The sequence below is a fragment of the Pseudomonas sp. SJZ079 genome (assembly GCF_007993865.1).
GTDB lineage: Bacteria > Pseudomonadota > Gammaproteobacteria > Pseudomonadales > Pseudomonadaceae > Aquipseudomonas.
The window spans coordinates 84,912-107,579 of sequence record NZ_VIUH01000004.1 but is presented as its reverse complement, the minus strand read 5'-3'; the positions used below and the strand labels follow the sequence as shown (position 1 = coordinate 107,579).

20 protein-coding genes are annotated in these 22,668 nt (G+C 64.8%); 9 read left to right on the top strand and 11 right to left on the bottom strand.

Going from position 1 to position 22,668, the window contains the following annotated elements; all coding sequences use genetic code 11:
- Positions 1-131 precede the first annotated feature (131 nt).
- From FBY03_RS05995 to FBY03_RS05985, 3 genes are all read left to right on the top strand, one after another.
- Positions 132-1,085 carry a TAXI family TRAP transporter solute-binding subunit gene (locus FBY03_RS05995; RefSeq protein WP_147171287.1) on the top strand — a complete coding sequence of 318 codons (954 nt, stop codon included), beginning with the start codon at positions 132-134 and terminating at the stop codon, positions 1,083-1,085.
- 227 nt (positions 1,086-1,312) lie between these two features.
- Positions 1,313-3,340, top strand: coding sequence for a TRAP transporter permease (locus FBY03_RS05990; RefSeq protein WP_147171286.1), 2,028 nt, complete (start codon positions 1,313-1,315; stop codon positions 3,338-3,340).
- Positions 3,337-3,762 (top strand): DUF1850 domain-containing protein, encoded by a 426-nt coding sequence (locus FBY03_RS05985; RefSeq protein WP_147171285.1) that lies wholly within the window; start codon positions 3,337-3,339, stop codon positions 3,760-3,762. The genes FBY03_RS05990 and FBY03_RS05985 overlap by 4 nt, the downstream gene beginning before the upstream one ends.
- A 130-nt stretch (positions 3,763-3,892) precedes the next feature.
- Here the strand turns inward: FBY03_RS05985 and FBY03_RS05980 are convergent, their stop codons facing one another.
- A complete protein-coding gene (locus FBY03_RS05980; protein ID WP_147171284.1) occupies positions 3,893-4,630 on the bottom strand; it encodes an ABC transporter substrate-binding protein in 738 nt (245 codons plus the stop codon).
- A 90-nt stretch (positions 4,631-4,720) separates the two neighbouring features.
- Positions 4,721-6,160 carry a cardiolipin synthase gene (gene cls / locus FBY03_RS05975; protein ID WP_147171283.1) on the bottom strand — a complete coding sequence of 480 codons (1,440 nt, stop codon included), beginning with the start codon at positions 6,158-6,160 and terminating at the stop codon, positions 4,721-4,723.
- Between the two features lie 396 nt (positions 6,161-6,556).
- Here cls and FBY03_RS05970 point away from each other — a divergent pair, with 396 nt between their 5' ends.
- Positions 6,557-8,224, top strand: a complete 1,668-nt coding sequence (locus FBY03_RS05970; protein ID WP_147171282.1) for a BCCT family transporter — start codon at positions 6,557-6,559, stop codon at positions 8,222-8,224.
- Between the two features lie 122 nt (positions 8,225-8,346).
- Here the strand turns inward: FBY03_RS05970 and FBY03_RS05965 are convergent, their stop codons facing one another.
- Positions 8,347-9,084, bottom strand: coding sequence for a 3'-5' exonuclease (locus tag FBY03_RS05965; protein ID WP_147171281.1), 738 nt, complete (start codon positions 9,082-9,084; stop codon positions 8,347-8,349).
- Positions 9,081-10,994, bottom strand: a complete 1,914-nt coding sequence (locus FBY03_RS05960) for a DUF294 nucleotidyltransferase-like domain-containing protein (protein ID WP_147171280.1) — start codon at positions 10,992-10,994, stop codon at positions 9,081-9,083. Before FBY03_RS05960 ends, FBY03_RS05965 begins: the two co-directional genes overlap by 4 nt.
- A 658-nt stretch (positions 10,995-11,652) precedes the next feature.
- Here FBY03_RS05960 and zigA point away from each other — a divergent pair.
- Positions 11,653-12,861: a zinc metallochaperone GTPase ZigA gene (gene zigA, locus FBY03_RS05955; protein WP_147171279.1), complete on the top strand. Its 1,209-nt coding sequence runs from the start codon at positions 11,653-11,655 to the stop codon at positions 12,859-12,861.
- Positions 12,862-12,885: 24 nt separating this feature from the next.
- Here zigA and FBY03_RS05950 read toward each other — a convergent pair whose 3' ends face one another.
- Positions 12,886-13,239 carry an NADH:ubiquinone oxidoreductase gene (locus tag FBY03_RS05950; RefSeq protein WP_147171278.1) on the bottom strand — a complete coding sequence of 118 codons (354 nt, stop codon included), beginning with the start codon at positions 13,237-13,239 and terminating at the stop codon, positions 12,886-12,888.
- A 116-nt stretch (positions 13,240-13,355) separates the two neighbouring features.
- Between FBY03_RS05950 and FBY03_RS05945 the strand changes: the two genes are divergently transcribed.
- Together FBY03_RS05945 and FBY03_RS05940 are read left to right on the top strand one after the other, a co-directional pair.
- A complete protein-coding gene (locus tag FBY03_RS05945) occupies positions 13,356-14,321 on the top strand; it encodes a GTP-binding protein (RefSeq protein WP_147171277.1) in 966 nt (321 codons plus the stop codon).
- Positions 14,322-14,393: 72 nt separating this feature from the next.
- Entirely contained in the window at positions 14,394-15,272 is an 879-nt protein-coding gene (locus FBY03_RS05940; protein ID WP_147171276.1) for an alpha/beta fold hydrolase, read from the top strand.
- Between the two features lie 121 nt (positions 15,273-15,393).
- Here the strand turns inward: FBY03_RS05940 and FBY03_RS05935 are convergent, their stop codons facing one another.
- The 3 genes from FBY03_RS05935 to FBY03_RS05925 form a co-directional block, all read right to left on the bottom strand.
- Positions 15,394-15,780 carry a DUF3301 domain-containing protein gene (locus tag FBY03_RS05935; RefSeq protein WP_147171275.1) on the bottom strand — a complete coding sequence of 129 codons (387 nt, stop codon included), beginning with the start codon at positions 15,778-15,780 and terminating at the stop codon, positions 15,394-15,396.
- 98 nt (positions 15,781-15,878) lie between these two features.
- The gene (locus FBY03_RS05930; protein ID WP_147171274.1) at positions 15,879-16,361 is read right to left on the bottom strand and encodes an acyl-CoA thioesterase; all 483 of its coding nucleotides are present in this window, start codon (positions 16,359-16,361) and stop codon (positions 15,879-15,881) included.
- Positions 16,362-16,425: 64 nt separating this feature from the next.
- Entirely contained in the window at positions 16,426-17,391 is a 966-nt protein-coding gene (locus FBY03_RS05925; RefSeq protein WP_147171273.1) for an AraC family transcriptional regulator ligand-binding domain-containing protein, read from the bottom strand.
- A 72-nt stretch (positions 17,392-17,463) separates the two neighbouring features.
- On the opposite strand from FBY03_RS05925, the gene FBY03_RS05920 reads away from it, so the two are divergent.
- Both FBY03_RS05920 and FBY03_RS05915 read left to right on the top strand, forming a co-directional pair.
- Positions 17,464-18,327, top strand: a complete 864-nt coding sequence (locus FBY03_RS05920; RefSeq protein WP_147171272.1) for a sterol desaturase family protein — start codon at positions 17,464-17,466, stop codon at positions 18,325-18,327.
- Complete coding sequence (locus tag FBY03_RS05915; protein WP_147171271.1) at positions 18,324-18,926, top strand: NADPH-dependent FMN reductase; 603 nt, start codon at positions 18,324-18,326, stop codon at positions 18,924-18,926. Before FBY03_RS05920 ends, FBY03_RS05915 begins: the two co-directional genes overlap by 4 nt.
- Positions 18,927-18,951: 25 nt before the next feature.
- On the opposite strand, the gene FBY03_RS05910 is transcribed toward FBY03_RS05915, so the two are convergent.
- The 3 genes from FBY03_RS05910 to FBY03_RS05900 form a co-directional block, all read right to left on the bottom strand.
- Positions 18,952-19,710, bottom strand: coding sequence for an SDR family NAD(P)-dependent oxidoreductase (locus FBY03_RS05910; RefSeq protein WP_147171270.1), 759 nt, complete (start codon positions 19,708-19,710; stop codon positions 18,952-18,954).
- A 74-nt stretch (positions 19,711-19,784) separates the two neighbouring features.
- Positions 19,785-21,152: a glutamine synthetase family protein gene (locus FBY03_RS05905; RefSeq protein ID WP_147171269.1), complete on the bottom strand. Its 1,368-nt coding sequence runs from the start codon at positions 21,150-21,152 to the stop codon at positions 19,785-19,787.
- Between the two features lie 116 nt (positions 21,153-21,268).
- Complete coding sequence (locus FBY03_RS05900) at positions 21,269-22,660, bottom strand: aspartate aminotransferase family protein (RefSeq protein WP_147171268.1); 1,392 nt, start codon at positions 22,658-22,660, stop codon at positions 21,269-21,271.
- Positions 22,661-22,668: the final 8 nt, after the last annotated feature.

Sequence of the window (22,668 nt, the reverse complement as noted above, 5' to 3'; positions counted from 1 at the left end):
AATAGAAAGTCCCGATAGAAAGCCCGATCGAAAGTCCAGCTCGATTCAAGCGCTGCCCAACCGCGCTCTGCTGGGCATCGACTACAGTGAAAAACTCTGCATTACAGCCATAACAACAACGGAGATTCTCCATGCGATTGACTAAGCGTTTCAGCCTGTTCGCCGCCGCTGCGGCCCTGACTGCCAGCACCGCGGTACTCGCCGCGCCGACCTTCATCAACATCCTCACCGGCGGTACCAGCGGGGTGTACTACCCGATTGGCGTCGGCCTGTCGCAGCTGTACAGCAACGGCATCGAGGGCGCCAAGACCTCGGTGCAGGCGACCAAGGCTTCGGTGGAAAACCTCAACCTGCTGCAGGCCGGGCGCGGCGAACTGGCCCTGGCCCTGGGCGACTCGGTGGCCGACGCCTGGAACGGCGTGGAAGACGCCGGCTTCAAGGCGCCGTTGAAGAAGCTGCGGGCGATCGCCGCCACCTACCCGAACTACATCCAGATCGTCGCCAGCAAGGAGTCGGGCATCACCAGCCTGGCCGACCTCAAGGGCAAGCGCATCTCCGTCGGCGCGCCGAAGTCCGGTACCGAGCTGAACGCCCGCGCCATCTTCAAGGCCGCCGGCCTCAGCTACGAAGACATGGGCAAGGTCGAGTTCCTGCCGTTCGCCGAGTCGGTCGAGCTGATGAAGAACCGTCAGCTGGACGCCACCCTGCAGTCCGCCGGTCTGGGCATGGCGGCGATCCGCGACCTGTCGGTGACCATGCCGCTCAACTACGTCGCGATTCCGGCCGAGGTCACGGCAAAAGTCGGCAACCCGGCCTATCAGCCCGCGACTATTCCGGCTGGCACCTATGACGGCCAGGACGCCGAGGTACCGACCGTGGCCATCACCAACATCCTGGTCAGCCACGAAGGTGTCTCCGACGAGGTGGCCTACCAGATGACCAAGCTGATGTTCGACAACCTCGAGCGCCTGGGCACTGCGCACTCCGCGGCCAAGGACATCAAACTGGAAAACGCCGCGAAGAACCTGCCGATTCCGTTGCACCCGGGTGCCGAGCGCTTCTACAAAGAAGTCGGCGCGCTGTAAACCTAGCAGTTGGCTTGCTGGCTGTCGGATGGGCTGCGCCTGGCGCGGCCCATCACCACGGCCCACTGGGTTAAGTCGCATGCGGCTAACCCAGGCCGGCCAGCCTCTGCAGACCAGAGGCGCTAATAAAACCAGCGTGAGCGTTGCCAGCAGTTCGCGGACGCTCACGGCAGGTTTTGTTAGCGGCTCTTCCGCTTTACCCGCGTAGTAATGAGGGCGTGACCTCCATGACCGAACACAATCAAGGCCTCGCGGCGCACTCCAGCGATTGGCCGAAGGCGCTGTTTTACGTGGCGCTGCTGTTCTCCAGCTTCCAGATCATCACCGCGGCCTTCTCCCCGGTGTCCAGCCAGGTGCTGCGCGCCGTACACGTCGGCTTCCTGCTGCTGGTGGTGTTTCTCAGCTTCCCCGCCGATGGCAAGGACAAGCCCTGGCAGCCCCTGGCCTGGTTGCTCGGCTTGGCCGGCATGGCCACGGCCGCCTACCAGTGGCTGTTCGAGGCCGACCTGATCCAGCGCTCCGGCGACCTCAACGACATGGACATGGCCATCGGCCTGCTGCTCACGGTGCTGGTGTTCGAGGCGGCGCGGCGGGTTATGGGCATCGCCCTGCCATTGATCTGCGGCCTGTTCCTCGCCTATGGCCTGTTCGGCGAGTACCTGCCGGGCGAACTGGCGCACCGTGGCTACGCCCTGGACCAGATAGTCAACCAGTTGTCCTTCGGCACCGAGGGCTTCTACGGCACACCGACCTATGTCTCGGCCACCTACATCTTCCTGTTCATTCTGTTCGGCGCCTTCCTCGAGCAGGCGGGGATGATCAAGCTGTTCACCGACTTCGCCATGGGCCTGTTCGGTCACAAACTCGGCGGCCCGGCCAAGGTCTCGGTGGTGTCTTCGGCGCTGATGGGCACCATCACCGGCTCCGGCGTGGCCAACGTGGTCACCACCGGCCAGTTCACCATCCCGCTGATGAAACGCTTCGGCTACCGGCCGGCCTTCGCCGGCGGTGTCGAGGCGACCTCGAGCATGGGCAGCCAGATCATGCCGCCGGTGATGGGGGCGGTGGCGTTCATCATGGCCGAGACCATCAACGTACCCTTCTTCGAGGTGGCCAAGGCCGCACTGATGCCGGCGCTGCTGTACTTCGGTTCGGTGTTCTGGATGGTTCACCTGGAAGCCAAGCGCGCCAACCTGCGCGGCCTGCCGAAAGACCAGTGCCCGAATCCCTGGGCCGCGGTGAAACAGCGCTGGTACCTGCTGATCCCCTTGTTCATCCTGGTCTACCTGCTGTTTTCCGGGCGTACGCCACTGTTTGCTGGCATGGTCGGCCTGGCCCTGACCGCCATTGTCATCCTCGGCTCGGCGATTATCCTGCAGGTCTCTTCGACCGCGCTGCGCATGGTCTTCTGGGTCGCCCTCGGGGTGCTCTGCGCCGGTTTCTTCCAGCTTGGCATCGGCGTGGTGTTCGGCGTGGTCGGGCTGCTGGTGGCGGTGTGCTGGTTCATCAAGGGCGGTCGCGACACCCTGAGCATCTGCCTGCACGCGCTGGTCGAAGGCGCCCGCCATGCGGTGCCGGTGGGTATCGCCTGTACCCTGGTCGGGGTGATCATCGGCGTGGTCTCGCTGACCGGCGTGGCCTCGACCTTCGCCGGCTACATCCTCGCCATCGGCCAGGACAACCTGTTCCTCTCGCTGATCCTCACCATGCTTACCTGCCTGGTGCTGGGCATGGGCATTCCGACCATTCCCAACTACATCATCACCAGCTCGATCGCCGCCCCGGCATTGCTGGAGCTGGGCGTGCCGCTGATCGTCTCGCATATGTTCGTGTTCTATTTCGGCATCATGGCCGACCTAACCCCACCGGTGGCCCTGGCCTGTTTCGCGGCAGCGCCGATCGCCAAGGAGAAGGGGCTGAAGATCAGCTTCTGGGCCATTCGTATCGCCATCGCCGGCTTCGTCGTACCCTTCATGGCGGTCTACGAGCCGGGGTTGATGCTGCAAGGCGGCAGCGTGCTGACCACCGTTTATGTGCTGTTCAAGGCGGCGCTGGCGATCGGCTTGTGGGGGGCGGTGTTCACCGGCTTCCTGCACAGCAAGATGGCCTGGTGGGAGCGGGCGCTGGGCTTCGCCGCCGGCGCCAGCCTGATCCTGGCCACGCCGATGAGCGATGAAGTCGGCTTTGCCTTGGCGGCACTGTTCTTCGCCCAGCATTACTGGCGCAGCCGTCACGCGCACGTGGCCTCGGCTTGATCGGTCTGTGCATGGGCCTGGCTGGCGCGGTCTGGGCCGAGCTGCCGGTTGCCGAGTTCACCCTGGCCTGGCGCCATACCATCGAGAAGGTGCGTTGGGAGGAGGATTACCGCGTCAGCGCCGAGGGCTTGTTGCTCGGCGAAGCGCGGGTCAAGGGTTCCGGTGCCGGCATGGAAATTCCTGCCGATGCCGAACTGCGTGGGGGCAGTTGGCACTACCAGCGTCAGCTACCGCCCCTGCAACCGCTGCGCTTGGGGCGAACCCCCGAGGCAGGGGATTACCAACTGTGTTTTAACCAGCGTTGTCACTCGATGAGTGACTGGCTCGGCCCGCCACAAGCGACCCAGCCGGCGTTGGAACTCTGGAGCTGTGAGCTCGGCTCCCCCGCGTCCCTGGTGGACGAGGGTCAGGGCAGCGGCTAAGGCTGCGTCCGCTCCCGGCGCCACAAGCGCTGGTCTTAGCACGCAAGAAGAGAACCCCCAGTCGGCGTTGCCGGTGGGGGTTTTGTTCATTTAGACCCGGCTGATGCGCGCTAGGCGTGCCGTCCGAGGGTTATTCGAGGGCGTATTTGCCTTTAAGGCGGTGCAGTAAAGCGGGTTGCTCGCGCAGGAATGCATCGAACGCGGCGATCACCTCGGGGTGGCGCAGGCTGGAGAGATGGTAGTGGTCATCGACATGCGCCAGCTCGGGATCGAACAGCAGAGCGTCGCCCGGCAGGCCCGCGGCTATCAGCGCATGCCGCGCCACCAGCGGGTTGAGATAGACCGCATCGACTCGCCCGGATATGGCCATGCGTAACAGCGAGTCGATGCGGTTGCTCTGGGTCAGCGACATCGCCCCACTTTCGATTGGTGCCAGGTAAGGCGACGGGGTGAAGCCGAGTTGGGTGCCGAGCACCTTGATGCGCTGCTGACCCTGACCGAGATGCCTGGGCAGTACCAGTACCCCGTCGGTGTAGGGCAGCACAGGCTGGCTGTAGTAGATCCTCTGGCCCTGCTTGTGCTCGGCTTTCCACTGCGGGTTGTCGGGAAACTTGAAGTCCAGGGCGCCGGCGAGGAAGTTGCTCAGCAGGCGTTTGACCGGTAACGCGACGTAGATGAACTGGTGACCCTGGCTGGCGGCGAAGGCGTCCAGCAGTTCACGGGCGTAGCCTCGATATTCACCCTCCTGCACGGCGAAGTAGGGCAGGTAGGGTTGCAGTTCTACGCCGACCCGAAACTGTTCCGCCGGCGCCGGGCTAACGGCACCGAGCAGGCTGAAACTGAGGATGATCGACAGCAAGGCTTTCATCGGCAGACACTCGTAGTGGCTGGGCCAGGCAACACGCGCGGTACAGCTCTAACCATAGTCCGGACTCAAGTCGGCTGAGCGGATCTCGGCTCAGAGGATAGGCGAGATCAGCCGTGCCACGCGCATGCCCAGCTGTTGCAGGCGGTGCAGGTTCTTGCGGTCCTCGGTCCGTAGTTCGCGGGACTGCCTGAAGTCCTCCTCGAGCATCTGCTCGACCTCGGCGGCGAAGCCGGCATCGACGGTCAGCAGGGTGATTTCGAAGTTCAGGCGGAAGGAGCGGTTGTCCAGGTTGGCACTGCCGATGGTGCAGGCGTCGCGGTCGATCAGCATGACTTTCTGATGCAGGAAGCCCGGCTGGTAGCGGAATACCCGCACCCCGGCGCGCAATGCCTCGAAGGCATACAGGCTGGAGGCGGCGAAGACCACGCGGTGATCGGGACGCGCGGGCAGCAGGATGCGCACGTCGATGCCACGCAGGACGGCCAGACGCAGGGCACTGAACAGCGCCTCGTCGGGGATGAAATATGGGCTGGTGATCCAGATCCGTTCGCGGGCGGCGTGGATGGCTTCGACGAACATCAGGGCGCAGGTGTCCTGGGGGTCGGCCGGACCGCTGGCGATCACCTGGCAGAGCATGCCACTGGCGGCGTAGGCCTCGGGCAACAGCAGCGGCGGTAACTGGCCACTGGCCCAGAACCAGTCTTCGGCGAAGGACTCCTGCAGGCAGGCGACTACCGGCCCACGCACCTCGACGTGGGTGTCGCGCCAGGGCGACAGCGGCGGCTTTTTGCCGAGGTATTGGTCGCCAACGTTGTGGCCGCCGAGAAAACCGCGCTCGCCATCGACCACCACGATCTTGCGGTGGTTGCGAAAGTTCAACTGGAAGCGGTTGAGCAAGCCGCCGCCGGTGGGAAAGGCGTGCACCTGCACGCCGCCGGCGCGCAGGCTGTCGCGGTAATGCGCCGGCAGGGCGTGGCTGCCGATCCCGTCATACAGCAGGTAGACCCGCACCCCGGCCTTCGCACGTTGCAGCAGTAGCTGTTGCAAGCGCCGGCCGAGTGCATCGTCATGGATAATGAAGAACTGCATCAGGATCACCTGGCGGGCCTCGGCCAGGGCGGCAAAAATCGCGGCGAAGGTGGCTTCGCCGTCAATCAGCAACTGCACCTGGTTGTTCGCCAGGCAGGGCATCGGGCTCAGGCGCGGTAGCGCACGCAGGCGTCGGAAGGCCTTGGACTCGTGGGCGGCCAGGGCTTCCTCGACCCAGGGGCGCCAGTTCAGGACCGCCATGGACCGGTGCATCTCCTGATCGGCCAGCCGGCGTGCCCGGATATAGGCACCGAAGCGACTGCGGCCGAACACCAGGTACGGCACCAGGGTCAGGTAGGGCATGAAGAACAGCGACAGCGCCCAGGCAATCGCCCCCTGGGCGGTGCGCACGCTGAGTACCGCATGAATGGCGGCGAGCACGCCGAGTCCATGGATGGCGGCGATCAGGTAGGCGAATAGGTGGGGAATGCCGAAGTCCATGAGTGTGCGATTCCTCTGCGCTGACCTCAGTCTAGGAGCCTGTCGGACTTAACGCTGCCCTACTGCGGAAAAGCCGGATTTGCCCATTTTTGCCGCTCTTTCTCGTTAAATAGCTCACTATTCGCCTCGATAGATCAGCAACACTGACTCAAACCGGACTTTCCCTCGCTACGTACGGTCAAGTCCGACAGGCTCCTGGAGCAGGCGACGCTACGGCGTTGCGTCATCGGCTGTCGCCAGGCCGGCACGCTGCCGCGCTGGGACGGCGCGGGCAGGCACGCAGGTGACATGGCTGTTACCCTTGTTGCCACAGCCGGGAACTAACCGGTTGACAGTGAGTCGGGCGAATCCGCCCTACACTTGTCAGTGAGTCAAACGGATCAAGGAGTATTTCGAATGGGCAAAGACCCTACGCACAGCACGGCAGCACCGCCGGACGTGCCGAGTGAGGACAGTATTCCAGCGCCGAGCGGGGCGTCCAATCTAATCGATACCGACTACGTCATCGGTCAGGACAACATCAAGGGGCGGTTTCTCTTCAACCTGGATATCCATGGCAAGGTGTTCAGCATTTCCGCGCTGACCATCGTGTTGTTCGTGGTCTTGACCCTGGCCCTGCAAAGCCAGGTCGAGCCGCTGTTCAGCGCTATTCGCAGCTGGCTGACCACGCACATGGCCTGGTTCTTTCTCGGCTCGGCCAACATCTTCGTGCTGCTCTGTCTCGGGTTGATCGTCTCACCCTTGGGCAAGGTACGCCTGGGCGGTAAGGAGGCGACGCCGGACTATTCCTACGTCGGCTGGTTCTCCATGCTGTTTGCCGCGGGCATGGGCATCGGCCTGATGTTCTATGGCGTGGCCGAGCCGATGTCGCACTTTTCCTCGTCCATGGGCGGGGTCAGTGTCGGCGCAGACGGTCTGCGCACCGACTGGGCGCCACTGGGCGCCGCCGTTGGCGATGCCGAGGCGGCGGCCAAGCTGAGCATGGCCGCGACCATCTTCCACTGGGGCCTGCACCCTTGGGCGGTCTACGCCATCGTCGCCCTGGCGCTGGCGCTGTTCTCCTTCAACAAGGGCCTGCCGCTGAGCATGCGCTCGATCTTCTACCCGATTCTGGGAGAGCGGGTCTGGGGCTGGCCGGGTCATGTGATCGACATCCTGGCGGTGTTTGCCACCCTATTCGGTCTGGCCACTTCGCTGGGCCTGGGTGCCGAGCAGGCGGCTGCGGGACTCGATTATCTGTTCGGTATCACTGCCACCGATACCAGCAAGGTGCTGTTGATCATCGGCATTACCGCGATCGCCCTGATGTCGGTGCTGGCCGGTCTGGACAAGGGGGTCAAACGCCTGTCCGAGATCAACATGGTGCTGGCCATCGGGTTGTTGCTGTTCATCCTGATCGCGGGGCCGACGCTGGCCATTGTCACCGGCTTCTTCAGCAACCTGGGTGCGTACCTGACCTACCTGCCGGCGCTGTCCAACCCGGTCGCGCGTGCCGATGCCAACTTCAGCCAAGGCTGGACCGCCTTCTACTGGGCCTGGTGGATCAGCTGGTCGCCGTTCGTCGGTATGTTCATCGCCCGGGTCAGCCGGGGCCGCACGGTACGCGAGTTCCTGATTTCGGTGCTGCTGGTGCCGTCGTTGTTCTCGGTGTTGTGGATGACCGCCTTCGGCGGCACCGCAATCGAGCAGTCCGTCGTTGAGGGTTTCACCGGGGTACAGGATGCGGCGTTGGAACTGAAGCTGTTCGCCATGCTCGGCCAGCTGCCGTTGACCGCGATCAGCTCCTTCCTCGGTATCGTTCTGGTGATCGTGTTCTTCGTCACCTCGTCGGACTCCGGTTCGCTGGTGATCGACACCATCACCGCGGGCGGCAAGGTCAATGCGCCGGTGCCACAGCGGGCCTTCTGGGCCATCATGGAGGGCGTGGTTGCGATCGCCCTGCTACTCGGTGGTGGTTTGACCGCGCTGCAGGCCATGGCGGTGTCCACGGGCTTGCCGTTCACCATCGTGCTGCTGGTGGGTTGTATCTCCATCGTCAAAGGGCTGATGTCCGAGCCGCGCTAGGGCGGGTTAGGCCCATGGTGGGGTGGGGCGATGCGCCGATTTCGGGCACGCCCTAACCCATCATTTGTTGCGAGTAAGTATTCGCCCTAAAAAAGGCGCGCCCGGAAACGGTCGCGCCTTTTTCAATTCCACAGTTCGCCGAGCGTGACCTCCGCCGAGTAGTGGGTGGCGACTTGCGCCTGCAGCAGTTCCGCCGTGGCCAGGGCATCGGTCAGCGCGTGATGCGCCTGATACAGCGGCAGGTTGTAGCGCAGGCGGCTGTCGGCCAGGCGGATGGACTCCGTTTGCTTGCCGAGCAGGCGGGCCAGCCAGCCGGGTTGCTGCTGGCCACGGTGCAGGCGGGCTTCCAGCTGCATGGTATCGATCACCGGGAAGTGCAGGGCTTCACCGAGCTGCTGCTGCACCGCCTGGTTGAGAAAGTCGCGCTCGATGCTGCGGTAATGCACCACCATCACCTTGCCGGCCATGGCCGCCAGCAGCTCGTCGAGCACGCTGGCGAGCCTGGGCGCGTGGCGAATATCCGAGTGGGTGATGTGGTGGAAGGTGACCGACTCGCTGCTGAGTTCGCCCGCCGGCTTGACCACCCAGTATTTAGCTTCGCCGCAGCGGATGCGCTTTAGATTGAACGGCACCAGGCCGAGGCTGACGATCGAGTCGCGCTGGCAATCCAGGCCGGTGGTTTCCACATCCAGCGCCACCAGCGGTGCCTGCTGCAACGGCGTATCGGCCGTGACTGCGCCGGCCTGGTAAAACTGCACCAGCCTCGGGTCCCTGGCCTGTTGCGCCAGTGCGGCGAAGTGCTGTTTCCAATCCACCACTGGCTGCTCGGCGGCTCTGCTGCCGGCTGCGAACAGACTCATAGCGGCCGCGCCAGCGGCTGCGCCGGGTAGCGGAAGCGCAGAAATTTCTGCGCATTGCTGAGTACCTGAAAGGCTTCCTTGAGGTTATGCCGGTCGGTGGCCGAGAACTTTTCCGGCTCGATGTAGTTGTCCGGCTCGCGGCCCTCCTGAACATCCATGGCCTGATGGCGGATGCGCACGATGGAGAGAAACTCCAGGGTGTAGCGCAGCCGGGTAATCGCCTCCTGAGGCAGCAGTTTGGTGGCGGCAATGGCGTCCAGTCGCTCCTGCGAGTTCTGCGCCTTGGAGCCGCAGGCCAGGGCGTGCACGCGAATCAGGTCGGTCAGCGGGGCAGTTCCGCGGCCTTTGAGGTTGATGATGTTTTTCTGTTCGCCATCGGTTTCCATCACAAAGGTGCGGAAGAAGCCCAGCGGCGGGGTGCGATTGAGGGCATTGTTCGCCAGGCTGGCGAGGAACAGCGGGCTGCGGCTGGCTTTCTCGGCCAACAGGTCCTTGAGGCTTTCGGCCAGTTCGGCCTCGCCATAGACGCTGTCCAGGTCGAAGAAGATGCAGCTGTTGAGCAAGGTTTCCGGGTTGGGCTGCTCGATCCACTGGTTGAAATAGCCCCTCCATACCCGCAGCGGCTGCCGCCACTTGGGGTTGCTGGCCATGATGCCGCCCTTGCAGTAGCTGTAGCCACAGGCCGCCAGGCCGTCGCTGACGAAGTTGGCCAGCTGCAGGAAATACTCGTCGTGCACCCGCGGGTCGAAGCTGTTGTCGAGCACCAGGGCGTTGTCCTGATCGGTGACTATCAGTTGCTCGTCGCGGGCCATCGAGCCGAGTGCCATGAAGCAGTAGGGCACCGGCGGTGGGCCGAACTGCTGTTCGGCCAGTTCCAGCAGGCGCTGGGTAAGGCTGCGGCCGATGCCCGACATGGCGCTGCCGATCATATGCGCGTTGGCCTCGTCGCTGACCATGCGCACGAAGGTGGCGCGCAGGTCCGGCAACAGCGCCTGCAGCTCGGCCACCGACTGTTTATTGAAGATGTTGTTGACCAGGTACAGGCTGCTTTGCGATTCGTACTTGATGATGTCCGACAGGTTGATCACCCCTATCGGCCGGCGCCGCTGCAGCACCGGCAGGTGATGGATATTCTGGCGCAACATGCACAGCATGGCCTCGAACACCGAGTCATCGGCCTGCATGGTAATCGGGTTGGGCGACATCACCTGGCTCACCGGGGTGTCGGGGGCCAGACCTTCGGCGACGACTCGGGTGCGGAAGTCGCGGTCGGTAATGATCCCCGCCATCACCTGGGTTTGCTGTTCTGCGACGAGAACTCGCTCTGGGTCTGCAATATTAGCCTGAGGATCGACGATGATCAGCGACGATACGCTGTTTTCGGTCATTACGCGTGCGGCTTCCTGTACCGAACAGCCCAGTGCCACGGTCACCGGCTGACGCGAAATCAGCTTGCGCACCTTGATCTTCATCAGCTCGCTGGCTTTGCCCTGCGTCTCTACCGCCGACTTCAGGCGTGATTGACCGCCGGCTTCGACGAAGTCGGCGAAGCTGTCATGGGCGTCGCACAGCTGTTCGAACAGGGCGCCGGGTATGAAGTAGAGCAGGCTGTCTTCGATGGCTTTGGCCGGATAGCGCACCCGGTGCTGGCGCAGGCCAAACTGGCCGAACACATCGCCCTCGGTCAGACGGTTGTACAGCGTGCCGTTGCGTCGGTAGATCTCCACGGCACCGCTGCGCACGTAGTGCAGGTCCTGGATGTCCGCGCCGTAGATGAGAATGTCGGTGCCAGCCTTGAAATAGGCGACTTCCACCTGCTGGGCGATTTCGTCGAGGGTTTCCTCGGGCAGCGCATCGAAGGGGGGGAAGCGACTCAGGTGGTCACGGATCTCGATCAACTCGATTTGCATCAGAGCCTCGCGGTCTGGAGTAGGGTTTAGCGCAGGAGCCTAACGACTATGACGTTTTTAGACCCACGGCGCATCGACGAATTAAAGTCTGTGTAGGTCAATCGGTAAGAAAATGTTGATAGCTCTGCCGGTTCCAGGCAGGCGTGCTACGCAGCGATGGGCCGCAGCGTTAGGCCATGGCCCAGGACGTGGAAGACGGCTGAGCTGTGCGTTTCAGCGCTGCCCTGATCAGTGGCTGTTAGCTAGTCCGGCGCTCAGGGTTGCGGGTTTTCTTGCGCTTCACTCGACCAGGCTTCGCGCCTGGCGTGCGGCTCGGCCTCGCTGGTTGTGGGGTTTCCTGATCGCTGCCGATGTCTGCGAGCAATTCGCACTGTCGCTAGACCCACGCGGATCCAGCTGCCCTAGGGGTTCCACGTGAAACCCCTATAAATCCTGATGTGCATGCATGTCGATGGGCGTCCAGAAGGTAGGCTGACCAACGCTTCGCAGTACTAGCGGGTATGCGCGACTCATTACGGTCAGGGTCATCGTGGAGGTTTGCGTGTGGCTGGAGTTTGTTGTGTTATGTTATAACAATTAAGTCGCGCGACCTGTGCATCACAACCCGCGAGCGCCAGGCACATCGCGACCCCCCTGATCGATACTGGAGCCCCTCGGCATGCCCAAGCGTCTACCCGTCACCCTGTTGTCCGGCTTCCTCGGCGCCGGCAAGAGCACCCTGCTCAATTACATTCTGAAGAATCGCGAGGGGCTCAGGGTCGCGGTGATAGTCAACGATATGAGCGAGATCAATCTCGATGGCAGCGAAGTTCAGCGCGATGTCAGCCTGAACCGCGCCGATGAAAAGCTCGTGGAGATGAGCAACGGCTGCATCTGCTGCACCCTGCGCGAAGACCTGCTGGAAGAAGTCAGCCGCCTGGCCCGCGAAGGGCGTTTCGATTACCTGTTGATCGAGTCCACCGGTATTTCCGAACCGTTGCCGGTGGCCGAGACCTTCACCTTTCGCGACGAGCAGGGCCAGAGTCTGGCCGATCTGGCGCGCCTGGACACCCTGGTGACCGTGGTCGACGGGGTGAACTTCCTCCAGGACTTCCACGCCGCCGAGGACCTCGTCAGTCGCGGCGAGAGCCTAGGTGAGGCGGATCAGCGCTCGATCAGCGAGTTGCTGATCGAGCAGGTGGAGTTCGCCGACGTGCTGCTGATCAGCAAGATCGATCTGATTAGCCAGGACCAGCGGGATGAACTCATGGCCATCCTTCATGGCCTCAACCGGCATGCCGAGATAGTGCCTATGAGCATGGGTGCGGTGGCGCTGGAGAAGGTCCTCGATACCGGCCGCTTCGACTTCGAACGGGCTGCCCAGGCGCCAGGCTGGCTCAAGCAGTTGCGCGGCGAGGTTGTGGCGGAGAGCGAGGAATACGGCATCGCATCAGCGGTCTATCGGGCGCGCCGGCCCTTCCATCCGCAGCGCTTCTTCGAGTTCGTCAATCGCGAGTGGTGCAACGGTAGGCTGCTGCGCTCCAAGGGCTTCTTCTGGCTGGCCAGCAAATATCAGGAAGCTGGCAGCTGGTCCCAGGCCGGCGGTCTGATGCGCCATGGCTTTGCCGGGCGCTGGTGGCGCTTCGTGGCGAAGGAACAGTGGCCCGCGGACGAGGAAGCCCGGCAAGCGATCATGCGTCACTGGCAGGCCGAGCTAGGCGACTGTCGGCAGGAGCTGGTGTTTATCGGCCAGCATATCGATTTCGCCGAACTGCGCGCCGAACTGGACGCCTGCCTGCTCAGCGAGGCGGAAATGCTCCAGGGCGAGGAGGCCTGGCACAGGCTGCCCGACCCATTCGGTCCCTGGCTCGAAGAGCGGGCGGGCTGATTCAATGCCGGGATGAATTGCCCGTCAGCGCGCCATCCACACGCCCTTGTTCTGCCGTTCGCAGAACGGCTTGAGGTAGGCGGCGTCGCTGGCCACGCCGTAATAGTGGATGTCCTGCTGGTAGGGCGTACCGCCGACCCTGGCGTTGCGACACACGCCGTAAGCACCGATCGGGCATTGCTCGACGAAGGCGACTTCGACCTTCTGCCCTTTCAGTTGCGGTTGGCAGAAACCGCTGCGAAACAGCTGCGGCGGGATGCTGCGGTTTTGCTGGCAGACCTTGACGTCCAGGCGCTCGGCCTGGCTGTGCACCACACAGGCTTCGCCCCAGGCCAAGCCGGATAAAGCCGATAATGCCAGCAGTGTTAAGCAACGCATCGAATGCCTCCTGAAGTCTCTGCCGGCGACTCTAGCACGGCGCTTTTATTGCGTCTGCGCGGGCTGGCGAGTGCCGAGGACTTCTCCTTCGCACAGTAAAACCGCACCATAGAGCCATGTTGAAAAATATTCCCACCCATCTGATCGCCGGTCCCCTGGGCGCCGGCAAGACCAGCCTGATCCGTCACCTGTTGGCGCAACGTCCAGAGCATGAGCGCTGGGCGGTGCTGATCAACGAGTTCGGCCAGATTGGCCTGGACGCGGCCTTGCTCAGTACGGATGACGCCGGCATCGCCCTCGGCGAAGTCGCCGGAGGCTGCCTGTGCTGCGTCAACGGCGTACCGTTTCAGGTTGGCCTGAGCCGCTTGCTGCGCAAGGCCAAGCCGCATCGCCTGCTGATCGAGCCTTCCGGCCTCGGCCATCCGCTGGAACTGTTACGCCAGCTCAGTGCGCCGCCGTGGGCCGGGGTGCTGAGCGTGCAGGCGCCGGTGCTGGTGCTGGATGCTGCCGCGTTGGCGGCAGGCGCGGCCCTGCCGCAGAGCCAGCAGGCGACGCTGAGCCGTGCGGGATTGCTGCTGATGAACAAGGCTGAGAACCTGGACGCTGCGGCGAGGACCCTGCTTGCCGCGCAACTGCCAGCCCGGCCGCTGCACTGGACCAGTCAGGCCGCGCTGGCGCTGGCGCAGTTGCCGGGGTTCGCCGCCCAGGCCGAGAGCGGCGCCGGGCTGGCGGCGCTGCCCGAGCAGCCAGCAGCTTTAGCGGCGATCTGGCACTCTCCGCAGGAGCCAATCTGCCAAATCCAAGACCAGCCCGAGGGCTGGAGCATCGGTTGGCGCTGGCACCCGAGCCAGTGTTTCGAACGCATGCGGGTGCAGCAGTGGCTCGCCGCGCTGCCTTGGCGGCGGGCCAAGCTGGTGCTGCACAGCGATGCCGGTTGGCGCTCGGCCAACGCCCTGGAAGGGCAGGCGCTGGAGTGGCAGAGCAGCGAGTGGCGCAAGGACTCGCGGCTCGAGCTGATCTTCGATACGCCGCAGGATGCGGCGTGTCTCAAGGCCGCGATGGCGGCGTGTCGGCTGCAATAAAGGCAATAACGCCGATTCACCCGACCTCTTGCACTGGCTACACTGCGCGCTGATTTTTGCGAGGCGCTTTGCATGCAGTTGCTCCCCTGGTCCCACGCCAGTTCCGCCGGCTTTACCCTGCGCGGTTGGCATTCGCCGGCCTCCGGCAAACCCGTGCTGCACTTCCTGCATGGCAATGGCTATTGCGGGCGGGTCTATCAGCCGCTGCTGGAGCTCCTGGCGGAGGACTTCGACCTCTGGTTGTGCGACGTCCAGGGCCACGGCGACAGTGATCACGGCGGTCGTTTCCATGGTTGGAATCGCAGCGCCGAGCTGGCCCTGGAGGCCTTCGCCGAGGGCCGTGAGCGCTTCGCCGAGGCGCCGGTGTTCGCCCTCGGCCACAGCTTTGGCGGGGTGCTCAGCAGCCTGATGCTGGCTCAGCAACCGCAGCTGTTTCAGCGTGCGGTATTGCTCGACCCGGTGTTGTTCAGCCCGGCGATGATCGGGGTGATGGCGCTGTCCGACGTGGTCGGCCTGGGTCGCCTGAATACCCTGGCGAGCAAGGCGCGCAAGCGCCGCCGGCAGTGGCCGGACCGAGACGCGGCGTATGCCGGCCTGCACGGTCGCGGCATGTTCCGCGGCTGGACCGAGGCGGCGTTCGCGGCCTATATCGAGCATGCCCTGCACGACACCGAGCAGGGCGTGGAGCTGAAGTGTCGGCCGAGCCGCGAAGCGGATATCTTCGGCTCCTACCCCAAGCGCCTGTGGCCGTCGCTGGCCAAGGTGGTCACGCCGACCGAGGTGATCTACGGCCAGCGCAGCTACCCCTTCGTCGCCAAGTCGGTGGCACGCTGGTGCGCCAGCAATCCTCACGTGCGGGCCCAGGTGGTCGACGGCGGCCACTGCTTTATGCAGGAGCGGCCCACGGCGACTGCCGAGCGGGTGGCCGACTTCCTGTTGCAGCGCAGCTGAACGGCTCCAGCAGGCCGGGCTTAACGCTGCCCTGCTGCGGCAAAGCCGGCAGGCTCCCAGCCCGTCCTGGTGCTGGATGATCGGGCAATAGGCGTGGCTGGCGCGATGCGGCTCACGCCGTTCAATCGTGCGGCCGCCGCTCGCGCCGCCATTGCTCCAGCTCGATCACCTGCGGGCTCTCGGCCGCAGGGGTTTTGCAGGGGTGCGCCGCCAGCTCGATGCGTCCGAGGTGCTGGCCGAACATGACGATGCTGCCGGCGTGGCGTTGTTCGCCGGTGACGGTGAACTCGAAGCCATAGACCCGCGCCAGGCGCCGGTGACCCCGGGCATCGGTGAGCAGGGTGAGTTTGCGCAGGGCGACGTTGCCGTCGAGCAATTCGATATCGGCCTTCACGCAGTGCTGCTTGACCAGCGCCAGGGCGCGCTCGCGCAGGCCGTGGGCGTGCCACAGCCAGGCCCCGGCCGTAGCCAGCAGCATCAATACGAAAATATTGCCGAGGGTCAACATCAGGGGCTCCAGGCGGGCGCTGCGTGGGTCGCAGGGGGCTGCGGCAGCTGCTCGGTGCATTCTGCCAGTCGCGGCCGGGCGCTGTCTTGCCTCGTCGCTTAGCTCTCGGTTTTCAAGCCCAGGTAGCGCCGTTCCAGTTCCTGGCGAATCGCCCGGCGTTGCTCGGCTTCTCTGAAGCGTCGCTGTTCATCGGCGGTTTGCGGCTGGCGTTGCGGCACCAGCGTGGGGTTGCCCTGATCATCGACCGCGACCATGGTGAAGAAACAGCTGTTGGTGTGGCGTACCGAGCGTTCGCGGATATTTTCCGTGACCACCTTGATGCCGACCTCCATCGAGGTGCGACCGCTGTAATTGACCGAGGCATGAAAGGTCACCAGTTCGCCGACATGGATCGGCTGGCGAAAGGTCACCTGATCCACCGACAGGGTCACCACGTAACACCCGGCATAGCGGCTGGCGCAGGCGTAAGCGACTTCATCGAGGTATTTGAGCAGGGTGCCGCCGTGCACTTTGCCGGAGAAGTTCGCCATATCCGGGGTCATCAACACGGTCATCGACAGCTGGGCGTTTCCGGGTTCCATGGGCGGGCTCTTCAAGGTTGGGGCGGGTTGAGGCGGTCTACTACGCCTAATCTATCAGAACGACTCAGGCCGGCGGCGGGTCACGCCAGCGTTTGCGCGCATGCAGGTAGGCGGCGCTGTCGTTGTAGCCGAGCAGTTCGCCGATCTGTGCACGACTGAGCCCCTGAAACTCGTAGTGCTGCTCCAGGTCGGCGCGCAGCAGGTCGAGCAGCTGGCGGAAGCTCAGCTCCTGTTCCTGCAGGCGCCGGCGCAGGGTGCGCGGACTCTGGTGCAGGGCCTCGGCGATGCTCTCCAGACTCGCCGGCTGGCCGTGCTCCAGGGCGCGGCGCGCGGCGGCGGCAACCTTGCCGGCCCAGCCGCCGAGGTGACGGCGCTGCGCCAGGCGGCGGTCCAGCTCCAGGCAGAGCAGCTCGACCATGCCCGGGTGGCGGTTGAGCATGGGCAGGGTCTGGGTCGAATGATCGAACAGCAGGCGGTTGTGCGCGGCGTTGAACTCGACCCGCTCGCCGAACCAGGGCCGATATTGCTCATGGTAGGCCGGGCGGGCGTGGCGGAACTGCGCGCGCAGCGGCAGCAGCGCCTGGCCGGTGCCGCGGCGCATCTGGGTCACGGCCATCACCGTGTAGTGTTCGACCAGGTAGCGCGCCAGCTGCGGCGGCGCGTCTATGTCCAGCTCCACGCCCAGGCCCTCGTCGGTGTCGACGATGCGCAGCTGGTCGGAGTCGGCGGCCAGGCCGGCGTAGCGCACCCAGCAGCGGGTCGCCTCGGCGACGTCGGCGCAGAACAGGCAAAGGTGCGCCAGCACATGCCAGTCCTGGGGGCTGAACTGGCCGAACAGGTGCAGACCGATGGCCGGATCGTGCTCGGCGGCGGCGCTCCACAACTGCTCCAGCTCGGCCAGGCTGAAGTCCGGCGAGGCGCTGGCGCGGCTCTGCAGGAAACGTTCGAGGACCTGGCCGAGGGCGCCGCGGTGGAAGCGTCGGGCGGGCAGATTGGCCTGTTCTCGGGTGTTTTTGTCCGTTTCGCGCATGTTGCCTCGGGCCGTTGTGGCTTCTTATGGGGCTGTCGCCCGGTGCGTCTGCCGGGCTCAGTCGAGGTTGCCATGAATCCAACAACAATCGCCAATAATCCCTCGCTGGTGGTCGGCGCGATCTTTCTCGGCTTCATCCTGCTGGAACTGGCCTGTGGCTGTTTCCGTCAGCCCAAGGGGCAGTGGCGCGACGTCGCCCTCGAGGTGATCGGTTCGAGCCTGCTGCTCGGCCTGACCTTCCCGCTGATCTTCTTCCTCTGCAACACCCTGCTCGCCCAGTGGCTGCCCCAGGCGCGCGGCGTGCTCAGCGAGCTGCCCTGGTGGGCCGGGGTCGGCCTGTTGTTGCTGTGCGACGACATGACCCAGTACGGGTGGCACCGTCTTACGCACAGGGTGCCCTGGTTGTACGCCCTGCACCGTGCGCACCACTCGGCGGACTACATGAGCATCCGTATCGTCTACCGCAACAACAGCTTCTACTACCTGCTGATGCCCGGTCTCTGGCTGTCCGCGATCCTGGTCTACCTGGGGCTGGCGGAGATCTACTACGGCTACCTGATCGTCAAGATGGCGGTGATTTTCGGCGCCCACAGCAGTGTGCCCTGGGACGACAGGCTCTATCGCATCCGCGCCCTGCGCCCGCTGATGTGGCTGCTGGAGCGGACCATCTCGACCCCGGCGACCCATTCCGCCCACCACGGGCAGAACGCCGCCGATGGCGTGACCCACTACAAGGGCAACTTCGGCAACCTGCTGTTCTTCTGGGACGTACTGTTCGGCACGGCGAAGATCACCCGGCGTCGGCCCCAGGCCTTCGGTGTGGAGAACCTGCGCCCGGTGAGCTGGCAGCATGAGCTGTTCTGGCCGCTGGTGCGCAGCCGCAAGCCGGCCAAGGCCGGCGAGCCCCAGGCACTGGGTGACGGAGCCGGGCAATGAGTCTGAAGCTGGTGTTGCTGGCCGGCTCCAGTCAGCCGTCCAGCCAGTCGGCCAAGGTCGCCGCCTACCTGCAGCGGCGCCTGCTGGAGCTGGGCCATTGCGCGGCGGCGGACCTCAGCCTGATCGACCTCGGCGCCACCCCGCTGCCGTTGTGGCCGGCCGAGGATCAGGCCGGCGCCTGGGCCGACTGCGCGGCGCTGCTGCGCGAGGCGGACGGCCTGGTGCTGGTCAGCCCGGAGTGGCACGGCATGGCCAGCCCGGCGCTGAAGAACTTCTTCGTCTACGCCGGGCGCCGCGAGCTGGGGCACAAGCCGGGGCTGCTGGTCGGTGTCTCGGCCGGGGTCGGTGGCGCCTATCCGTTGAGCGAGCTGCGTGCCTCCAGCTACAAGAACTGCCGACTGTGCTACTTGCCCGAACAGCTGATCGTGCGCCAGGTGGACGGCGTGATGAATGGCGGCGCGCCGGTCGATCAGGCCGATGCGCGGATCCGCGCGCGAGCGGACTGGGCGCTGCAGGTGCTGGTGCACTATGCGCAGGCCATGCGCCCGCTGCGCACGGCGATCCAGTTCGAGTCGGCGGCCTTCGCCAACGGCATGTGAGTGATGGCAGGTGCATGGCGCCGGCTTATTTGCCGGCCGAGAGGCCGAAGTCGATCGCCAGATCGGCGCCGGTGATGGCCTCCGCATGCGGCTGGCACAGGTACCAGACCAGCTCGGCGATTTCCTCGGGACGCAGGAAGCGCGCCTCGCGGCCCTGGGGGTACTGGCTGAGCAGCTCGCGCTTATAGGCGTTGGGGTTGCCCTTGCCATAGCGTTCGGCCTGGTAGTCGAGCATCGGCGTGGCGATATCGCCGGGTGACACGGCGTTGACCCGCACGCCGTGTTCGGCCAGTTCCAGTGCCAGGGTCTTGCTCAGCATGTTCAGTGCGGCCTTGCTCGCACAGTAGGCGGCCGAGCCACGGTAAGCCTGGCGGCCGGCGTCGCTGGAGATGTTGACGATGCAGCCGCGGCTCTCCATCAAGTGCGGGATGGCCGCCTGGCTGAGGTAGAAGGCGGCCTTCAGGTTGACGCCTATGACCTGGTCAAAGTCCTCTTCGCTGAAGTGCGCCACCGTCCCTTCGCGCCAGACCCCGGCGGCGTTGATCACGGCGTCCAGGCGCCCGGTGCTGGCCATGACCTTGGCAATCAGCTCATGGCAGTTAGCGGCGCTGCGCAGGTCGGCGGTGGCGCTGAAGTCCAGCGGCACCTGGGTATTCAGGGCATGCAGGCCACTCTTGTCGACATCGGTGCCGGTGACCCGCCAGCGGCTCTGCGAGAAACGCTTGGCAATAGCGCGGCCGAGACCGCCGGCGGCGCCGGTAATCAGGACAACAGGGGTGCTCATGGGGCGATCCTCCAGTTGGGCGGTGGTCAATCCAGTTTAGGTAAAACCGGTCACTTTGCGCGGCGCGCGGCTCATCAGGCTTGGCTGAGGTACCAGCGCCAGTCCTGCTCGCCGACTTCACCCATGAACTGACGGTATTCGTGGTACTTGATCGCCAGGAACACCTTGATGAACTCCGCGCCCAAGGCTTCGCGGGCCCACTTCGAGTGTTCCAGCGCGCGCAGGGCACTGAGCCAGTCGGTGGGCAGGAACTCCGTGGCCTGGGCATAGCCATTGCCTTCGATCGGCGCGCCCGGGTCGATCTGTTTGCGGATGCCCAGGTGGATGCCGGCGAGCACGGCCGCGGCGGCGAGATAGGGGTTGGCATCGGCGCCGCAGATGCGGTGTTCGATATGCCGGCTGAAGGCCGGCCCGCCCGGCACGCGCAACGACACGGTACGGTTGTTCACCCCCCAGTTCTTGGCCAGCGGCGCATAACTGTTGGCCTGGAAACGGCGGAATGAATTGGCGTTGGGGCAGAACAGCGCCAGCGAGTCGAGCAGGGTGCTCAGCATGCCACCGATGGAGTGACGCAGCAGCGGGGTGCCGCTGGGCGCTTCGCTGGCGTACAGATTGTTGCCCTGTGCGTCGGCCAGGCTGACGTGCAGGTGCATGCCGTTACCGGCCAGGTCGCCGAATGGCTTGGCCATGAAGCAGGCCTGCAAGCCCAGCTTATTCGCCACGCCCTTGACTAGGCGCTTGTAACGGATGCCTTCGTCGATGGCCTGCAGGGCATCGGCGCGATGTTCCAGGGTGATTTCGACCTGGCCCGGCGCGTACTCGGAAATCGCCGTGCGCACCGGCAATCCCTGCACGTCGCAGGCGGCGTACAGCTCGTCGAGGAAGGGTTGCAGTTGCTCCAGTTCATAGACGCCATAGACCTGGGTGGTCTGGGGTCGCAGCCCGTTGCCCTGCCGAGCCGGCAGTGGGCGACCCTGCTCGCCGCGTTCGCGGTCGAGCAAATAGAACTCCAGTTCCACCGCCATCACCGGGTGATAGCCGTCGACCTTGAGGCTGTCGATCACCCTGGCCAACACATGCCGCGGGTCGGCGACGGCGGCCGGCAGGCCCTGGCTGGGGTGCATGCTCACCTGCAACTGGCCGGTCGGCTGCGCGCGCCAGGGTTGCAGGCACAGGCTGCCGGGCAGTGGATAGGTCCAGCAATCGGCATCGCCGACCTCCCAGGCCAGGCCGCTGTCTTCGACATCCTCACCATTGATGGTCAGGCCGAGGATGGTGCTCGGCAGCGGGCGGCCGCTTTTATACATCGCCAACAGTTCATCGCGGTGCAGCAGCTTGCCGCGCGGCACGCCGTTGGCATCGATGATAAACAGCTCGATGCTGCGCACCTCGGGGTGTTGGTTGAGAAAGTCTTCGGCTTCCTGAAGGGTGGCGAATTGCATGTAAACCTCGTGGGCGCCGGCTTGGGCGCCTATGCCTTATGTATGTAGCCCGGATGCAATCCGGGATGGGTCGACCGAGCCCATGGCAGCCGGGCTACGCAATGTCGCCCCCTGGCTTATTCGCGGGCGGCGGGCATGGCCAGCAACTCACCCAGCGCCTGGTCCAGGGTGGCGATCAGCCTGTCGACATCCTCCGCGCAGGTGTCCGGACAGCACAGGGTCATGTTGTGGAACGGCGTGATGAGGATGCCGCGGTTGATCAAATACAAATGCAGGGCCATCTGCAGGCTGTCGTGGAAGGCCGCCTCGGCCTCGGCGCCGGTCTTCGGCGGCGCCGCGCAGAACTGGAATTCACAACGCGCGCCCAGCTCGGTCACCGACCATTTGAGCTGGTGTTTTTCGATCAGGCGGCGCAAGCCGGTGGCCAGGCGCCCCGCCAGTGGCAGCATGTGGTCGTAGGCGGCCTGGGTCATCACCTGTTCCAGGTTAGCGCGCATGCAGTGCATGGCCAGGGCGTTGGCCGACAGGGTGGTGCCCATGCCGCTGTGGCCGTGGCCGTGACTCTCTTCGCTGGCCTGCTGGCGCGCCTTGAGCATGGCCTCGGCCATGGCCGCGCTGCAGCCGAAGATGCCGCAGGGCACGCCGCCGGCGATCGGCTTGCCGACCACGAAGAAGTCCGGGTCAAGGTTCCACAAGCGGGTGCAGCCGCCGATGTCGGTGGAGATGGTATGGGTCTCGTCGATGATCAGCAGGCTGCCGTACCTGCGGGTCAGCTCGCGGCATTGCTGCATGAAGCCCGGCGCCGGCAGCACCATGCCGATATTGGTCATGGCCGGCTCGCACAGCAGCGCGGCGACATCGCCCTGGGCCAGCGCGGCCTCCAGGGCTTCGACATCGTTGAACGGGATCGAGCGGCTGTACTGGGTCAGGTCGTAGGCCTGGCCGATCAGTCCCGCGCGTGGCTGAGTCGCGCCGTCGCGGCAGCGCACCATCACGTCGTCCACGCTGCCGTGGTAGCAGCCGTCGAACACCAGCAGGGTCTTGCGTTGGGTGATCGCCCGCGCCCAGCGCAGCACGTAACGGTTGGAGTCGGTGGCGGTGGCGGTCACCTGCCAGAACGGCAGACCGAAGCGCGCGGCCAGCAACTCGCCGCAGACCACCGCGTCCTCGCCCGGCAGCATGCTGGTCAGGCCGTTGCTGGCCTGCTCGGTGATGGCTTTGGCGATCGGCTCCGGCGAGTGGCCGAACATGCTGCCGGTGTCGCCCAGGCAGAAGTCGAGGTACGCGTGGCCGTCGACGTCATAGAAACGCGCACCCTTGGCGCGCTCGACGAACAGCGGGCAGGGGGTCGACCAGTCGGCCATCCAGTGCATCGGCACGCCGGCGTACAGCGAGTGACGGGCGCGTTCGGCCAGGGCCACGGACTGTGGGTTCTGCTCGAGAAAGCGCTGGCGCTCGCGAGCGACGAAGGCTTCCACGGCGGTTTCGCTGATACCACTGGCAGTCATTTCAAAAC

Bases quoted from the DNA above. Each gene is read 5' to 3' on its own strand.
- FBY03_RS05920 (WP_147171272.1), top strand. From the start codon at position 17,464: ATGAATCCAACAACAATCGCCAATAATCCCTCGCTGGTGGTCGGCGCG.
- FBY03_RS05930 (WP_147171274.1), bottom strand. From the start codon at position 16,361: ATGGAACCCGGAAACGCCCAGCTGTCGATGACCGTGTTGATGACCCCG.
- cls (WP_147171283.1), bottom strand. From the start codon at position 6,160: ATGGACTTCGGCATTCCCCACCTATTCGCCTACCTGATCGCCGCCATC.
- FBY03_RS05980 (WP_147171284.1), bottom strand. From the start codon at position 4,630: ATGAAAGCCTTGCTGTCGATCATCCTCAGTTTCAGCCTGCTCGGTGCC.
- FBY03_RS05910 (WP_147171270.1), bottom strand. From the start codon at position 19,710: ATGAGCACCCCTGTTGTCCTGATTACCGGCGCCGCCGGCGGTCTCGGC.
- FBY03_RS05915 (WP_147171271.1), top strand. From the start codon at position 18,324: ATGAGTCTGAAGCTGGTGTTGCTGGCCGGCTCCAGTCAGCCGTCCAGC.
- zigA (WP_147171279.1), top strand. From the start codon at position 11,653: ATGCCCAAGCGTCTACCCGTCACCCTGTTGTCCGGCTTCCTCGGCGCC.
- FBY03_RS05905 (WP_147171269.1), bottom strand. From the start codon at position 21,152: ATGCAATTCGCCACCCTTCAGGAAGCCGAAGACTTTCTCAACCAACAC.
- FBY03_RS05940 (WP_147171276.1), top strand. From the start codon at position 14,394: ATGCAGTTGCTCCCCTGGTCCCACGCCAGTTCCGCCGGCTTTACCCTG.
- FBY03_RS05965 (WP_147171281.1), bottom strand. From the start codon at position 9,084: ATGAGTCTGTTCGCAGCCGGCAGCAGAGCCGCCGAGCAGCCAGTGGTG.
- FBY03_RS05970 (WP_147171282.1), top strand. From the start codon at position 6,557: ATGGGCAAAGACCCTACGCACAGCACGGCAGCACCGCCGGACGTGCCG.
- FBY03_RS05960 (WP_147171280.1), bottom strand. From the start codon at position 10,994: ATGCAAATCGAGTTGATCGAGATCCGTGACCACCTGAGTCGCTTCCCC.
- FBY03_RS05945 (WP_147171277.1), top strand. From the start codon at position 13,356: ATGTTGAAAAATATTCCCACCCATCTGATCGCCGGTCCCCTGGGCGCC.
- FBY03_RS05935 (WP_147171275.1), bottom strand. From the start codon at position 15,780: ATGTTGACCCTCGGCAATATTTTCGTATTGATGCTGCTGGCTACGGCC.
- FBY03_RS05990 (WP_147171286.1), top strand. From the start codon at position 1,313: ATGACCGAACACAATCAAGGCCTCGCGGCGCACTCCAGCGATTGGCCG.
- FBY03_RS05950 (WP_147171278.1), bottom strand. From the start codon at position 13,239: ATGCGTTGCTTAACACTGCTGGCATTATCGGCTTTATCCGGCTTGGCC.
- FBY03_RS05925 (WP_147171273.1), bottom strand. From the start codon at position 17,391: ATGCGCGAAACGGACAAAAACACCCGAGAACAGGCCAATCTGCCCGCC.
- FBY03_RS05995 (WP_147171287.1), top strand. From the start codon at position 132: ATGCGATTGACTAAGCGTTTCAGCCTGTTCGCCGCCGCTGCGGCCCTG.
- FBY03_RS05900 (WP_147171268.1), bottom strand. From the start codon at position 22,660: ATGACTGCCAGTGGTATCAGCGAAACCGCCGTGGAAGCCTTCGTCGCT.